The following is a 14,210-nucleotide window of genomic DNA, read 5'->3' as shown; positions in this document are numbered from 1 at the left end:
ATACGACGACGGGCCCGCCGGGGGCGGGCCCGCACCGACAACCGGCCGCTTGTCACCCGCCATTGGGCAGGAACTTCCTGGCCGCCTGCACCCCGGCCTGGAAGCGGCTGGTCGCGTCGAGGTCGCGCATCAGCGTGGCGATGTGCCGGCGGCAGCTGCGTACCGACATGCCCAGCTTGCGCGCCACGACCTCGTCGGTGTAGCCCTTGGCCATCAGCGCCGCGATGGCCTGCTGCAGGTCGTCGGCCACGTCGGCGTAGCCGGCCTCGACGCCCTCCAGCGGCGTGGCCGTCTCCCACAGGTGGTTGAACAGGTCCAGCAGGAACTGCGCGACCCCGTGGTTGTGCACCCGCGCCACGTTGGTCTCCCCGTCCGACAGCCCGAACAGCACCACCAGCGACCGGTCGAACACCACGGCCGAGCGCGGGATGTGGCTCACGGTGCACACCGAGGCCCCCGCGTCGGTCAGCTTCTTCATCCGCATCCGGGTGGCGAGATCGGCCCGGTTACGGTGCTGGCAGATGATGCGCACCGTGATCCCCCGCCCGAGCAGCGGTGAGTACGCCTGCGACAACTCGTCCGCGTCGGTCAGGCTCGACTGAAGCACCAGCACCTCGTCCCGGCACGAGTCACCGGCCGTCTTGAGGAAGCCCCGGACCTCCATCGACCCCACCAGATACTCGATCGCGCTGGGCGCCGAGGCCCTGCCGGTGTAGTCCTGCCGGAACACGCTGATCCGCTCGCGGATCTGGTCGATCAGCTCCCGGCGCTGGTAGATCTCCCGTTCGACGGAGGAGACCAGCGAAGCCGCGGCCACCTCGGGATCCACGGGGACGAACCGGCGGCCCGCCCTGTCCTCCATCATGAGCAGGCGGTTCTCCACCAGATGGGCCACCGCCTCGTGCATCTCATGCAGGCCAATGCCGAGATCGGCGGCGGCCACCTCGAGCGCCTCGATCGCACCCTTGCGGGCCGCGTAACGGTAAACGTCGGTGGCGTGGTCGCCGCCCACGGGGGCCATCCCCGGAAAGAACGGAATAGTCGTCATCACGATCTCCCATCAACTCAACGGAATGCTCAGGTGAAGGTTGGGAAGCGGCGGTTGAAACGGAACACTCAGGTGAAGGTTCGGGTGCGGCGGTTGAACAGGAACAGGGACAGGCCGAGCAGCGCCGCCGCCATCCCGGAGAGCACGGCGACCTCGGGGAGGACCGTGCCGATGCCCGTGCCGGGCTTGGTCAGCGCCAGCAGCGCGTCCATGCCCCAGGCGTGCGGGAACAGGTAACCGATCGAGTTGAGGAAGTCCCCCGCCGACTCCCTGGGCCACAGGCAGCCGCCCAGCATGCCGAGCACGATGCCCAGCGGCGGGCCGATGGCGGGCGCCTGCGCGGGCGAGCGTACGAGGCTGCCGACCAGGATCGCGGCACCGGTCGCCACCAGGGAGAACGAGCCGACCACCGCGGCGACGCCCAGCGGGTCGCCCCACGACACACCGAACACCAGCGAGCTGACCACCATGATCAACAGCGACTGCGCGACGGCCACGGCGAACCTGCTCAGCGCCTCCCCCGCGAGCACCGACCGGCGCCTGACCGGGGCGGTGATCGCGCGCTGGAGCATCCCGAGCCGCCTGCTCTCGGCGAGCGCGGCGGCGACGGCCATGGAGTTGATGAAGGTGAACAGCAGCAGGTTGGCCGGGGCCGTGTAGGCGAAGCCCCTGGGGGTGGCGCCGGGCGTACCGGAGCCGACGACCGCGACGCGGCCCGAGTCGGCCTGCGCCTCGCGCACGCGCGCGGCGGCCTGCGCGGGCGTGGCACCCGCGGCCTCGACGGCTCTGGTGGCTTCGAGCACGGCGGCCACCCGGCCGACCGCGACGTCTACGGCGCTGCGGGCCGCCATGCCGCTGCCGTTCATCTGCGTCATGACGAGTTCGAGTTTGGTCGAGCCGGCCGGGATCACCAGCCCGGCGGCGAGGGACCCTTCGCGTACGCCCGACTGGAGGTCCTGCTTGGTCGCCACGGGCGTGATGGCGAGGTCGGGGTGCGCGCGCAGCTCCTTGAGCACGGCGGCCGTGACGGGGTCGGAGCCGGTGGCCACGACGCCGACGGGCAGCTTGGCGGCCCCCACGGCACCCCCGCCGAGCGCCATGCCGACGAAGACGATGTTGACGAACGGCATGATCACCATGAAGAACAGGCCGACCTTGTCACGGGAGAGCCGCCGCAGGTTCGCCGCCACCAGCGCGAAGACGGGATGCGGCCGCATCCGAGCCGCATCCTGCGGCCGCGTCCGAGCGGGCTCATGTGGCCTCATCCGAGCAGCCCCTTCCTGAAGCCGGCCGCGGCCAGGCCGCCCGCCACCAGCGCGATCGCGCACAGCACGCCGATCGGGACGATCACCGTGGTCAGTCCCCCGCCGGAGCCCGCGAGCCGGATCAACCCGGTCGACGTCCAGCCGTTCGGGGTGAGCAGCGCCACCTTCTGCAGGAAGCCGGGCAGGTTGTACAGCGGCACCAGGCTGCCCCCGAAGAACGCCATCACGAACGAGACGACCATGGTCACCCCGTCGGCCTGGGCGTCGGTCTTGGCCCGGCTGGCCACCAGCATGGTGATCGCGGCGGCGGCGAGCACGTGCGCGACCAGCAGCGCGAACACCGCCACCGGGTCACCCCAGCTGGTGCCGAAGATGAGCGAGGAGGACGCCCAGGTGGCGACGACGCTGACCACGCCCAGCCCGAACCCCACCAGCGCCTTGCCGGCGATCGGCGTCCACTGCGGGATCGGCCCGGCCCGCATCCGGTTGAGCGTGCCCTGCCGCCGCTCGGTGAGCAGGCTCCTGAACGAGGCGCCCACCACGAAGAAGGCGAACAGGGCGGCCATGCCGGAGCCGTAGTACACCGACAGGTCGATCTTGCCGCCCGCCATGGGGTCATCAGCCAGGCTCAGTCCGGGCCCGGCGGCGCCGTTGCGCTCCACCAGCTCCTTCACCCGGTCGCCGGGCACGCCGTACGCGAGCGAGGCGCGGACCGCGAGCGTGCGGGCGTCCACCACCGAGGAGATGCGGTCGACGATGGCGTTCGCCACCACGCCGGCCAGCGGCGACTCGGCGGAGGTGAGCACCGCGACCTGGCCGCCCGAGCCCGCGCCGACGCTCTTGGTGAACCCCTGCGGGAACACGATGGCCGACCCGATGTCACCGGCGTCGAGCGAGCGCTGCGCCTCCTGCCTGCTGGGCAGGTCGCGCAGCGTCAGCGTGTCCTTAAGCTGCTCGTTGGACATGACCTCCCGCCGCACGCTGGCGGAGAACTCGCCGCGGTCGAGGTCGACGAAGCCGATCGTGGCCCGCAGCGGCGGGTCGTCCCCGCCCAGGGCGAGGCCGAACAGGGTGGCCAGCGCGATCGGCACGATCAGCGCGACCACCAGGGCCGTTCCATCGCGTACCCGGGTACGCAGTTCCAGCGCGGCGATGGACATCAGGGGTCTCAGCATGATCAGTCCCGCAGCTTGCTGCCGGTGAGGTGGAGGAAGGTGGCCTCCAGGTCGGGTTCGATGACCTCGACGGCGGTCACGGTGGCGCGGCCGTCCACGGCGGTGATGATCGCGGGCAGCACGTAGCGGCCGCCCTCCGCGAGCAGCCGCACCGAGCCGGCGCCGGTCCTGACCGCCTCGACGACGCCTTCCAGCGCCTGGAGCTTGTCGAACGCGCCGTCCACGTCGCCGTCGAGCATCAGCTCGATCTTGTCGGCGCTGCCGACCATGGCGACGAGCTCGTGGCGGGTGCCCTCGGCGACGATCCGGCCGTGGTCGATGATCCCGACCCGGTCGCAGACCCGCTCGACCTCCTCCATGTAGTGGGAGGTGTAGAGCAGGGCCATGCCGTCGGCGACCAGCCGCTCCACGCCGTCGAGGATGGCCTTGCGGCTCTGCGGGTCGACGCCGACGGTCGGCTCGTCCAGGATGAGCACCTCGGGCCGGTGCAGCAGCGCCGCGCCGATGTTGATCCGCCGCTTCATGCCGCCCGAGTACGTGCCGAGCTTGCCGTCGGCCCGGTCCGACAGCCCGACCAGGTCGAGCACCTCGTCGATGCGCGCCGCCAGCTCCCGTCGCGGCAGGCCGAACAGCCGGCCGAAGAAGCGCAGGTTCTCCCGCCCGGTCAGCTCCGGGTAGAGCGCGATCTCCTGCGGCACGTAGCCGATCTTCGCCTTGGCCACCAGCGGCTCGGCGGCGAGGTCCGTGCCGCACACCGTCACGTTCCCGGTGGCGGGCTTGAGCAGGCCGACGAGCATGGAGATCGTGGTCGTCTTGCCCGCGCCGTTCGGCCCGAGCAGGCCGTACGCCTCGCCGGGGGCGATGGCGAACCCCACATCCTGTACGGCGAGCACGTCGCCGAACCTCTTGCTCAGGCCGGTACAGGCCAGAGTCGCGGTCATCGGCCCCACCCGTCCGGCTCGCCCTTGTCGCTGATGTTGCCCGCGCAGACCTGGCGATCCAGGTCGACGCCGAGCTGGTGGTCGAGCGGGCTGTTGCCGGTCACCCGGTTCCACAGGAGGTGGTTGTCCATGGCGTCGTCGCCTCCCCAGTCCTTGGACGAGCCCATGACGAACGCGGCGCCCATGACCGACTCGCCGCTGGGATGGTTGTCGTGGATCCGGTTGTCCACGACGCTGACCCGGTGCGTGCCGATCAGCGCCAGGCCCACGCCGGAGATCGGCGGGCCCGCGGCCCCCAGCGCGTCGGGGGCGTCGCCGCCCGCGGCCAGGCCGTTGCCGTACAGGTCGTTGCCCGAGACGAGGCAGTCGCGCACGCCGCCGTCGGGCTCGCCCTCGTAGGTCTGGTTGAGCATCAGCAGCCCGGCGGCGTTGCCGTGGCAGGTGTTGCGCAGCACCCTGACGCGGGAGGAGTTGTCGATGAAGATCCCGAAGGCGTTGGCGAAGCTCTCGTTGTCCGCCACCAGCCCATCGGCCTCGGGGCAGAAGCTGAGCGCGATGCCGCCGTACTGGCTGCCTGACGTGGTGCAGCCGGTCACCTCGCACCGGCTCGACTCGCGTACGTAGACGCCCCAGACGGCGTTGCCGGCCGTCTCGACGTCCCGCACGGTCAGGCCGGTCACGGTGTGGGCGTAGATCCCGGCGCCGGTCGAGCCGCGCACGCTCAGCCCGGCTATCGTGACGTCGCCGACGCCGTGCAGGCTGATGCCGCTGACGACGTCCGCCGCCGCGTCATGCAGCTTCGGGATCCCCTCGGGGACGGAGCCTCCCGGGACCAGCACCGTGCGGCCCGCCCCGGCGCCGGTCAGCGTCACGCCGTCGTGCCTGATCCAGACGTTCTCCGTGTACGTGCCCGCCGCCAACTCGATCGTCGCGCCGGCGCCCGCCTCGTCCAGCGCCCGCTGGATCGACTCACCGGGCTTCACCTGGGACATCCTGGGTCTCCCTCTCTGTGGCCGAAACCGTCGCCGTACACGTCGCCGTCGCCGTACACGATCGCCAGGGAGACGAGCAGTCCCGCGCCCATCCCCCACCGGGCCGCCCCGGCCACCCGGCCCCGGCGCGGCGCCAGCCGGACCAGGGCCGCCTGCTCGCTCGCGCCCCGGACGGCGTAGGACGAGCCGCCCGTCAGCGCGAGCCCGGTCGAGGCGGTCAGCTCCGCGGCCGCCTCGTCGAGCAGCCGCCGCGCCCAGGCGGCGGGCCGTCCGGCGCGGGCCTCGAAGTCGTGCCAGGTGAAGCCGGGCGGACGCCCGCCCACCGCCTTGATGAAGCTCTCCTTGACGGAGAAGGCCACCTCTTCGGCGCCCAGCTCGCGCTCGGCGGGCGTGGTGAGGTGCTCGGTGAACACGGCACCGCCGCGCCCGGCCGCCCTGGCGAGCCGATCCGCGTCCACGATGTCCACCCCGACCAGCACGGGAGGGGACACGGGCGGGGCGACCGGCCGGACGACCGGCAGCACGGCCGACGCGGCCTGCGCGGACAGGGCGGACGGCGCGGACGGCGCGGACGGCGCGGACGGCCAGTCGACCGGCTGCACGCCCGTCCACGCGTCCGACCGCATGAGCTGCTGCCCGCCAGACAACGTCATGCCGCGACCTTGGCGCAGCGGGCCACGAACGGTTCCAGCACCGCGTTGTACTCGGCCGGCCGCTCGATCATCGGAATGTGCCCGCTCTCCTCGACCACCACCACGTCGTTCTCCGGGTAGTCCGCGAGCAGCTCCAGCCACGGGCCGACCGGCGTCATCCGGTCGTGCCTGCCCCACACGTACAGGGACGGGCAGCGGACCTTGTCCAGCGCCGGCTTGACCTGGTAGCGGCGGGTGGCCTTGAGGCTGCGGGCCATGCTGACCATCGCCTCCGGCTGCCGGAGCATGGTGCCGACCTCGTCCATCTGCGCCCGCGTGAAGTAGGGCTCCGTACCGTGGAAGAGCGCGGACACCATGCGGACGCCGAAGTCGTCGCCGAACGGCTGCACGCTGGCCCGGCGGTCGAAGCTCAGCCCGACGTCGGGGTCGGGGGTCAGCCCGGGGGCGCCGCTCACCACGATGCCCTTGATCCGGTCGGGGCGGCGGCCGGCCAGGTCGATGGCGACCAGGCCGCCGAGGGAGTTGGCGCAGAGGACCAGGTCCTCGACGCCGGCCTCGTCGCAGGCGTGCAGCAGCGCGTCGCCGAGCCGCTCGATCGAGCCGGCCACCCGGCGGTCGAGCGCGCAGATCGCCTCGTGTGTACGCAGCACCGGCACGCCGGCCTGCGCCAGGTAGCGGTAGGGGTGCTCCCAGATCCAGCCGCCGGCGAACAGCGCGGACATGAAGACCACGGCGGGCCCGCCCTCGCGGTCGCCGAGCCGGTGCTCGGTGGTGAAGTCGGACATGAAGGCTCCAGTCACAGTAGGGAGGCGTCGCCCGGGATCCACCCGCAGCCGCAGGCGGCGTCCGGTCCGACCCGGACGACGGTGTCGCAGTCGGGGCAGCGGGCGTACTCGCGGATGTCGGAGGGGATCCAGACGCTGGTGAGCACGCGGGTGCACAGGCCGCCCTTGAAGAAGCGGCGCATGCTCCGCTGGTGCGGCCGGGCGTGCACCGCGCGGACGGACTCGGGGCGGTCGAAGGCGGTCACGGTGAACTTGCGGTCGCCGACGTCGAACGTCGCCAGGCCGAGGAAGCCCTTGGAGGCCCGCAGCGACTTGACGACCTCCACACTGAGCAGGTCCACGTCCGCCGCCTCCGCGTCGTCGCGGACCTCCAGCCAGGTCAGGGTCAGTACGCCCGGCGGCTCGGTACGCCCGCTGGGGACGCGCGCGCTGACGCCGAACTGCCTGACCCCGCCCGTCTCCGCGTCGGCGGCCGGCACGAACCGCGCCGAGTAGCCGAGCGCCTCCGCGACCGCCAGCCGGTCGAAGCGGCGCCGCACGCGCGGACCGTCCGGGCCGAGGGTCACCAGGTCGCTCCCCTGGACGCCGACGGTCCCGCCGACCGCGGGCATGCCCAGGTAGGGGGCGCGGTGGTCGGCCTGGAGCGTCCACCACAGCGTGACGGCCTCGCCGTCGCCGACGACCTCGTCCACGACGAATTTCGGCCGCTGGAAGCGGGCCAGCGTGGCGGCGGCGTGGGCGGCCAGCGCGGCTCCGCTCAGCTCGCCGCCGGTGTCGGGGTCGCTGTAGGAGGCGGCGGTGGCGGCCACGGCCTCGGGGTCACCGGCCTGCCACGCCTCAAGGTGCCGCTCGGCGGCCTTCCTGGCGTCCATGTCATGCCTCGCTCTCGTCTTCGGGCAGGCGCGCGGAGGCTACGGCCACGGCGAGCACCTTGCCGTCGGTGTGGCTGAGCGAGAGCCGGATCTGCTGGCCAGGCCCCGCCGCCGCGCGCAGCGCTCCGGCGAGCCGGACGGCCGGCGGGTGCCCGGTGTGGCAGACGGCGGTCTTCGCGCAGTTGGCGGTGGGCCTGGGCAGCACCTCCGCCTGACCGAGGTGCTCGGCCGTGGGGGAGACGCCGAGGAGGCGGAGCACCGCGTACTTGCCCGCCAGACGCCCGGCCCAGTGCTGGAGCGTGCGACCGTACCCGGACCTGAGGCGCTCGGCCGCCGTGTACACCTCTTCGAGGCGCATGTCGCCGACCAGCTCCTGAGGCCGGGAGAGCCCGGCGAAGCCGACCATCGCGCTGCCCCACCGGTTCATGCCGCGATCTCCCTGGACAATCGCCGGAGGGTGGCGGGCTCGGCCAGGCTCAGGCAGCGCGCGCCCGCCCGGCGCGACAGGCCCGCTAGTACCTTGCTGTCGCCCACCTCGACGCCTGGGGCGAATTCCTCCACCGCGTTCACCGTGTCCGTCCACCGGACCCGCCCGGTGAGCTGGGCGATCAGCGCGTCCCTGAGCGTGGCGAGGTCGGTGGTGGGTTCGCCGGTCACGTTCGGGACCACGGGCACGAGGGGCTCGCTCATCGGCGCGGCCCGCACCGCCTCGGCCCACGCGGGGACGGCCGCCGCCATCAGCGGTGAGTGGAAGGCGTTGCCCACCCGCAGCGGCACGATCTTGCTGGCCCGGGTGGCGAGCTTGCCCAGCCGGTCCAGGGCCGGCAGCGCGCCGGAGACCACCACGTGGCCCGGCGCGTTCTCCAGGCCCACGACCAGCGGCTCGTCCGCGGAGCCCGCCTCGGCGGCCAGTGCCTCGACCTCCTCGACCGGCAGCCCCATCACCGCGTGCATCCCGCCCATGTCACTGACCCCGGCCATCAACCGGGACCTGAGCTCGACCAGCCGTACGGTGTCGGCGAGCGTGAGCACGCCCGCCGCGTGCAGCGCGCTCAGCTCGCCGACGCTGTGCCCGGCGACCACGAGCGGCTCGAATCCCTCCTCCAGCAGCACGGCCAGCGCCGCCAGGTTGCACGCGGTCACCGCGACCTGCGCGTGCTCGGTCGCCACCAGCCGCTCCAGCGGCCCGCGAGCGCACAGCGGGGTGATGGGCTGTGCGAGCAGCGCGTCAACCTCGTCGAGCCGCGCTCGCGCCACGGGTCTGCGACGCAGCCACGCACCCATACCGACACGGACCGTGCCTTGTCCTGGGAAGAGAAATCCAAGCACTGCGCAGCACTCCTTTCGCCCAAACTCCCTTTCGCCCAAACTCTCCTTTCGCCTACAGCCGCCTGCGCGGTCGCCTCTCCTCATGAGCGGCCTGCTCGGTGCCGAGGAAGCCGAGGAGCAGCTTGTTCACCTCATCGGGGGCGTCGAGCGGGAGCCAGTGGCCCGCGTCCTCGACGCGCTCGTAGCGCCAGGGCCCCTTCACGTACTTGCCGGAGGCCGACATGCCCTCCTCCAGCAGCGCCTTGTCCCCCGCTCCCCAGATGCCGAGCGTGGGCGCCAGCACGGGCGGGAAGGGGCGGGCCGGCCGCAGCTCGGCCTCGGGCGAGCGGTTGGCGCGGTACCAGTTCAGGCCCGCCGTCAGGGCGCCGGGCCGGGCCAGGTCGCGCAGGTAACGGTCGTAGTCGCCGTCGCGGCCCATGATCTCCTTGAACAGCCGCCACCCGTTGCGCCGCAGCAGCTCCTCGCTCACGCCGGGGAACTGGTAGAAGAGCATGTACCAGGAGGCCATCCGCTGCTCCAGCGACGGAGTCGCGAAGACGCCCGGGTGCCCGACTGACAGCACCGCCAGGTGGTCGAGCCTGCGGGGCATCAGGAAGGCGTACATCCAGGCGATGGCCGCGCCCCAGTCGTGGCCGACGATGTGCGGGCGGCGGATGCCGAGCTTCATGGTCAGGGCGACGACGTCGTTGACGATCGTCTGCATCCCGTACGCCTCGATCTCCTGCGGCTTGCCGGAGTCGCCGAACCCGCGCAGATCCGGCGCGATCACCCGGAAGCCGCCTTCGACCAGAGCCGGGATCTGGTGCCGCCACAGGTAGGAGGAGTCGGGGAAGCCGTGGAGCAGGATGACGGGATCGCCTTCGCCCTCGTCCACGTAGGCGAGCTCGACGTCGTTGACCTGGATCCTCTTCTTGTTCATGCCGTCTCCCTGAACAACCGCTCGGCGAAGAACTCGCTGAAACCGAACTCGGGCACGTCCTCGGGGGCGACCATGTTGAGCAGCCCGGTCACCTGCGCGGCGAAGTTCTTGGCCATGAGCTTGCGGACCCGGCGCCGTCGCTCGGTGGCCGCGGGCCCGAACTCCACGTGCAGCCTGCTGATGATCGACGCGCCGAAGTCGAGGCGCTCCAGGCGGAAGTCCCGCTCCTCCAGGTAGGGCGCGAACGCCGCGGGCGACCAGTCGTCGCCGCCGAGCAGGATGTCGCAGACGGTGCGGGAGTCGCGCAGGGCGCAGGAGAGCCCGGTGCCGAGCACGGTGTCGGCGTTGCCGGCCTCGTCGCCGATCAGCACGACGCCCTCGGTCAGTGGCGGCCCCTCGGGGACGCTGGACACCGACGGCCACACCGACAGCGGCCCCGCCGGTACGGCCTCGGTCACCGCCTTGCCCCTGTCGGGCAGGCAGTCGAGCTCGAAGGCGGCCAGGAAGCGCTCGACGCCGCCGGGACCGCGGTAGCGGAGCTTGTTGACCGTGGGGAAGTTCAGGTAGAGGCGCGCCCGGCCGTAACCCTGGGGGAAGACCATGAACATGACGTCGCCCTCGGTGCCCATGGCCTGGACGTCGGCGGGCCAGCCGTCCATGCCCTCGACCATCATGCCGCCGCCCCAGTGGTGCATGGAGTTGCGCATCCGGACGCCGATCTGGCGGCCGACGGTGTTGCCCCGGCCCGTGGCGCCGAGCACCATCCTGGCCCGGATCTCCTGCGGGCCCTCTTCGGTCTGGTAGCTCACCACGGGCTCGCGACCAGGAGTGACAGTGACCCGGGCCGCGTCCAGCACCAGCCTGGCGCCGCTGTCCACGGCCTGCGCCGCCATCAGCTCGCACACCTGGTGGTGCGGGAACGACATCGGCCCGCCGATGCCGGGGATGAAGCGGGTCATGTCCACCGCTTCGACCTCGTCCTCGGTGACGGCCTCGTCCCAGGTCATCCACTCCCGGATCTCCCAGCCGCCGCCCGCCCCGAAGCAGTCGTAGACGCCCAGCCGCTGCGCCTCCCTGATCCCCCAGGGGGCCAGCCACTCGCCGCGGACCAGGTCCCGGTACTCCTCCTGCTTCTCCAGCAGCACGACGGACAGCCCGCCGGCGGCCAGCTTGCAGGCCGCCGAGGCGCCCGCGATGCCGCCTCCGGCAATGACGACGTCGGCGTAGTCGACGGTCATGCCTCCCACCTCTCCCAGTACGTACGTTCGTGGGCCCCGTACCGATCCGCCGGCCGGAACTCGGTGCCGAGCGTGTAGGCGACCGGGATCAGGCACACCTGGGTGACCCCGGTCGGGATGCCGAGCAGCTCGCCCACCTGGCGCTCATGGGGGACGTGCATGCAGGTGATCGTGCTGCCGAGGCCCCGGCTGCGCAGCGCCAGCTGGAACGACCAGATCGCCGGGAAGATGGAGCCGTAGAAGATGCTCGCCCGCATCGGGCCGTGCTGGACCAGGTGTCCCGGGTCCTCGGGGACCTTGTCGGCCATCCGCCGGTCCCAGGCCGTGTTGATGGCCTCGATGTCCGGCGGGCGGCCCAGGACGCAGGGCATGACCAGGACGGGCACCCGCCCGATGGTCTCGACCAGCGCCTCGGCCGAGTCGTAGTTCTTGCGGGCCTGCCGGTTGTTACGACGTCTGCCGGCGTTCGTCCACATGTCGTTGCGGTGGAACGTCCAGGAGGTCGAGATCATCTCGGCGATCCGCTCCTTGACCGCCGGATCGGTGATCACCAGCCAGCGCCAGTTCTGGTGGTTGTTGGCGGTCGGGGCCTGGACGGCGACCTGGAGGGCCTCTTGTACGACCTCGCGGGGCACAGGGCGATCCAGGTCGAGCCGCCGCCGCACGGAGCGGGTGGTGGTCAGCAGCCGGTCCGTCTCGGCGACGTCGAAGGGCGGTGCCTGCGTGGGCCCCAGGACCACAGTCATGGCGCCCCCAGCAGTACGGCGCCGCGCACCGAGCCGGGCGCGGCGGTCAGCACCAGCGCCTGGCCGATCGGGTCGGGCAGCTCCGGCTTGGTCACGTACGAGGCCGGCTCGCCCGCGTGCGGCTCGACCAGCCCGGTGAGGGCGGGCGCGATCCCGTCGCGGATCGCCAGGGCGGCCATGGCGATGTTCATCGCGCCGGTGGCGGCCTGGCAGTCGCCGGTCAGTCCCGCCGACGTGGTGAGCACCGCGCCGGGCAGGGCGGCCAGCACCACGGCCGACTCCTCGGCATCGTCCGGCACACCGGTGCCCGCACCGACCACCAGCTCGGGCCGGGCACCGGGCAGCCGGTCGAGCACCCGCGCCACCAGATCCCCGCCGCTCGCGTGGCCGGTTCCCATGACCTGCGCGTACGGTCGGCCGCCGCGTCTCGTGCAGTGCTCGGCGGACTCCACCAGGAAGGCCACCGCCGCCGACCCGGGAACCGTGCCGGAGTGCCGCCGGTCGTACGGCGACACCACGGCGTCGCCGACAGGCGCGGCGACCGTCTCGTCGGCCGCGACCACCAGCACCACGTCCGCCTTGCCCGCCCTGATCATCTCCAGCGCGCAGTCCAGGGCGATCGAGGCCGAGGCGCCGCCGTTGCAGATCGTGGTGGTGGGCCCGCGCAGGCCGAGCGTCTGGCAGACCGCGCCGCCGGTGGCGTTCAGCACGACGTTGGAGAAGCTCAGCACGGCCGGCTTGTTCGGGTTGGCGGCGATGCTCTCGTCGAACCCGCCGGTGCTCTCCGCCGACCCGGCGCCCGTGGCGAACACCAGCCCGACGTCGTCGAGCTCCTTCCTGGGCAGCTGCAGCCCGGCGTCCTCCCAGGCCAGCCGGGAGGCGGCGATCGCCATCCTGGACAGGTGGTTCATGTGCCGCCATAGCGAGCGCGGCGCGAACGTCCGCCCGTCGAGCGACGGCGCCTGCCCGGCCGCCTGGCGCCCGGTGACGATCGCCTCGGCCACCTCGCCGATGCCGGTGCCCAGCCCGGTGACGGGTCCAAGCCCGGTGATCACGGCCGCCGCCTCCGGCAGCTCGTCGTACTCCCGCGCGGCCCGTGGCGTCGTCAGCACGAGCGAGACGTTGTTGCCGCCGAAGGCGTAGTTGTTCGACACCACGGTGTCGATCGGCAGCTCCCGCGCCACGTTGGGCACGAAGTCCAGGTCACCCGGTACGGCGTCGGCGGCGAAGCCGATGGTGGGCGGCGCGGTGCCGTGCCGCAGGGCCAGCACGCTCGCGACGGCCTCCACCGCGCCGGCGGCGCCCAGCGTGTGTCCGACGAACGACTTGATGCTGCTGGTGGGCACCCGCCCGGCCCGCTCGCCGAACACCACCCGCATGACCTTGGCCTCCATGGCGTCGTTGGCGGGGGTGCCGGTGCCGTGGCCGCTCACGTAGCCCACGTCGTCCGTGGTCAGGCCCGCGTCCGCGAGCGCCCGCCGTACCGCGCTCGCCCCGCCCCGCCCCGTGGGGTCGGGTGCGGTGGCGTGGTAGGCGTCGGCCGACAGGCCGTAGCCGGCGACCTCCGCCAGCGGCGTGGCGCCTCTCGCCAGCGCCCGGTCCAGCGGCTCCAGCAGCAGGAACGCCGCCCCCTCGCCGAGATTGAGCCCGTCGGAGTGGCTGTACGGTCGGCACGGGCCGGTGCTGAGCGCCTTGAGCCCGGCGAAGCCCGCGTACGTGCCGAAGAGCAGCGGGTCCACGCCCCCGGCCAGGACGACGTCGGCCTCGCCGGTGAGGATCTTGTCCTTGGCGAGGCCGACGGCGTTGCCGCCCGCCGCGCAGGCGGTGGACACCAGGATGCGCGGGCCGCGCATGCCGAGCCGGTCCGCGACCACGTCCTCGGTGCGGTGCATGGGCTGGTAGCGGCCCGCCGCGTCGGGGGTCGCCTGGCACTTGCCGAGGATGATGCCGAACCGGTCGGGGTCCGCGCCGGTCAGGCCCGCCTGCTCGATCGCCTGGCGGGCGGCGATCAACGCCAGCCGGGCGGTGCGGTCCAGGCCGGCGCCTGCGTCCGGTAGCCCTCCGTCGATCCACTCGTCGGGTACCTGGCCCGCGTGCCGCGCCTCGAACACCGCGAAGTTCTCGTCCAGGACCGGCGTGAGACCGCCCGTGCCCGACACGAGCCGCTGCCAGAACTCCGCGGGGTCGCGGCCGATCGCACAGATGATGCCCAGGCCGGTGACGACGACAGGCCGCAGCGCCATGCTT

At 72.6% G+C, this 14,210-nt stretch carries 14 protein-coding genes; all 14 read right to left on the bottom strand.

Annotated elements, in window-relative coordinates; genetic code table 11:
* Positions 1 to 52: 52 nt before the first annotated feature.
* Positions 53 to 1,048, bottom strand: a complete 996-nt coding sequence (locus tag AB0B61_RS01355) for a hypothetical protein (RefSeq protein ID WP_358426145.1) — start codon at positions 1,046 to 1,048, stop codon at positions 53 to 55.
* A gap of 68 nt (positions 1,049 to 1,116) precedes the next feature.
* A complete protein-coding gene (locus AB0B61_RS01350) occupies positions 1,117 to 2,265 on the bottom strand; it encodes an ABC transporter permease (protein WP_358426142.1) in 1,149 nt (382 codons plus the stop codon).
* 44 nt (positions 2,266 to 2,309) lie between these two features.
* The gene (locus AB0B61_RS01345; protein WP_358426140.1) at positions 2,310 to 3,488 is read right to left on the bottom strand and encodes an ABC transporter permease; all 1,179 of its coding nucleotides are present in this window, start codon (positions 3,486 to 3,488) and stop codon (positions 2,310 to 2,312) included.
* A gap of 2 nt (positions 3,489 to 3,490) precedes the next feature.
* Positions 3,491 to 4,429: an ABC transporter ATP-binding protein gene (locus tag AB0B61_RS01340; protein ID WP_358426137.1), complete on the bottom strand. Its 939-nt coding sequence runs from the start codon at positions 4,427 to 4,429 to the stop codon at positions 3,491 to 3,493.
* Entirely contained in the window at positions 4,426 to 5,421 is a 996-nt protein-coding gene (locus tag AB0B61_RS01335) for a right-handed parallel beta-helix repeat-containing protein (RefSeq protein ID WP_358426134.1), read from the bottom strand. The genes AB0B61_RS01340 and AB0B61_RS01335 overlap by 4 nt, the downstream gene beginning before the upstream one ends.
* A complete protein-coding gene (locus AB0B61_RS01330) occupies positions 5,409 to 6,074 on the bottom strand; it encodes a hypothetical protein (protein ID WP_358426131.1) in 666 nt (221 codons plus the stop codon). The genes AB0B61_RS01335 and AB0B61_RS01330 overlap by 13 nt, the downstream gene beginning before the upstream one ends.
* A complete protein-coding gene (locus tag AB0B61_RS01325; protein WP_358426128.1) occupies positions 6,071 to 6,859 on the bottom strand; it encodes an alpha/beta hydrolase in 789 nt (262 codons plus the stop codon). Before AB0B61_RS01325 ends, AB0B61_RS01330 begins: the two co-directional genes overlap by 4 nt.
* Positions 6,860 to 6,870: 11 nt before the next feature.
* Positions 6,871 to 7,731: a nuclear transport factor 2 family protein gene (locus AB0B61_RS01320; RefSeq protein WP_358426125.1), complete on the bottom strand. Its 861-nt coding sequence runs from the start codon at positions 7,729 to 7,731 to the stop codon at positions 6,871 to 6,873.
* Position 7,732: 1 nt separating this feature from the next.
* Positions 7,733 to 8,158 (bottom strand): phosphopantetheinyl transferase, encoded by a 426-nt coding sequence (locus AB0B61_RS01315; protein WP_358426123.1) that lies wholly within the window; start codon positions 8,156 to 8,158, stop codon positions 7,733 to 7,735.
* A complete protein-coding gene (locus AB0B61_RS01310; protein WP_358426120.1) occupies positions 8,155 to 9,060 on the bottom strand; it encodes an ACP S-malonyltransferase in 906 nt (301 codons plus the stop codon). The genes AB0B61_RS01315 and AB0B61_RS01310 overlap by 4 nt, the downstream gene beginning before the upstream one ends.
* A 52-nt stretch (positions 9,061 to 9,112) precedes the next feature.
* Positions 9,113 to 9,979, bottom strand: coding sequence for an alpha/beta fold hydrolase (locus AB0B61_RS01305; protein WP_358426117.1), 867 nt, complete (start codon positions 9,977 to 9,979; stop codon positions 9,113 to 9,115).
* Complete coding sequence (locus tag AB0B61_RS01300) at positions 9,976 to 11,217, bottom strand: FAD-dependent oxidoreductase (RefSeq protein ID WP_358426114.1); 1,242 nt, start codon at positions 11,215 to 11,217, stop codon at positions 9,976 to 9,978. Before AB0B61_RS01300 ends, AB0B61_RS01305 begins: the two co-directional genes overlap by 4 nt.
* Positions 11,214 to 11,963 carry a nitroreductase family protein gene (locus AB0B61_RS01295; RefSeq protein WP_358426112.1) on the bottom strand — a complete coding sequence of 250 codons (750 nt, stop codon included), beginning with the start codon at positions 11,961 to 11,963 and terminating at the stop codon, positions 11,214 to 11,216. The genes AB0B61_RS01300 and AB0B61_RS01295 overlap by 4 nt, the downstream gene beginning before the upstream one ends.
* Complete coding sequence (locus AB0B61_RS01290; protein WP_358426109.1) at positions 11,960 to 14,206, bottom strand: beta-ketoacyl-[acyl-carrier-protein] synthase family protein; 2,247 nt, start codon at positions 14,204 to 14,206, stop codon at positions 11,960 to 11,962. The genes AB0B61_RS01295 and AB0B61_RS01290 overlap by 4 nt, the downstream gene beginning before the upstream one ends.
* Positions 14,207 to 14,210: the final 4 nt, after the last annotated feature.

The sequence above is a fragment of the Nonomuraea sp. NPDC049158 genome (assembly GCF_040648335.1).
Classification (GTDB): Bacteria; Actinomycetota; Actinomycetes; order Streptosporangiales; family Streptosporangiaceae; genus Nonomuraea.
This window is presented reverse-complemented; position numbering and strand designations above follow the sequence as displayed.

Excerpts from the sequence above, each read along its gene's own strand:
- AB0B61_RS01355 (WP_358426145.1), bottom strand. The coding sequence starts at position 1,048 with ATGACGACTATTCCGTTCTTTCCGGGGATGGCCCCCGTGGGCGGCGAC.
- AB0B61_RS01350 (WP_358426142.1), bottom strand. The coding sequence starts at position 2,265 with ATGCGGCCGCATCCCGTCTTCGCGCTGGTGGCGGCGAACCTGCGGCGG.
- AB0B61_RS01345 (WP_358426140.1), bottom strand. The coding sequence starts at position 3,488 with ATGCTGAGACCCCTGATGTCCATCGCCGCGCTGGAACTGCGTACCCGG.
- AB0B61_RS01340 (WP_358426137.1), bottom strand. The coding sequence starts at position 4,429 with ATGACCGCGACTCTGGCCTGTACCGGCCTGAGCAAGAGGTTCGGCGAC.
- AB0B61_RS01335 (WP_358426134.1), bottom strand. The coding sequence starts at position 5,421 with ATGTCCCAGGTGAAGCCCGGTGAGTCGATCCAGCGGGCGCTGGACGAG.
- AB0B61_RS01330 (WP_358426131.1), bottom strand. The coding sequence starts at position 6,074 with ATGACGTTGTCTGGCGGGCAGCAGCTCATGCGGTCGGACGCGTGGACG.
- AB0B61_RS01325 (WP_358426128.1), bottom strand. The coding sequence starts at position 6,859 with ATGTCCGACTTCACCACCGAGCACCGGCTCGGCGACCGCGAGGGCGGG.
- AB0B61_RS01320 (WP_358426125.1), bottom strand. The coding sequence starts at position 7,731 with ATGGACGCCAGGAAGGCCGCCGAGCGGCACCTTGAGGCGTGGCAGGCC.
- AB0B61_RS01315 (WP_358426123.1), bottom strand. The coding sequence starts at position 8,158 with ATGAACCGGTGGGGCAGCGCGATGGTCGGCTTCGCCGGGCTCTCCCGG.
- AB0B61_RS01305 (WP_358426117.1), bottom strand. The coding sequence starts at position 9,979 with ATGAACAAGAAGAGGATCCAGGTCAACGACGTCGAGCTCGCCTACGTG.
- AB0B61_RS01300 (WP_358426114.1), bottom strand. The coding sequence starts at position 11,217 with ATGACCGTCGACTACGCCGACGTCGTCATTGCCGGAGGCGGCATCGCG.
- AB0B61_RS01295 (WP_358426112.1), bottom strand. The coding sequence starts at position 11,963 with ATGACTGTGGTCCTGGGGCCCACGCAGGCACCGCCCTTCGACGTCGCC.
- AB0B61_RS01290 (WP_358426109.1), bottom strand. The coding sequence starts at position 14,206 with ATGGCGCTGCGGCCTGTCGTCGTCACCGGCCTGGGCATCATCTGTGCG.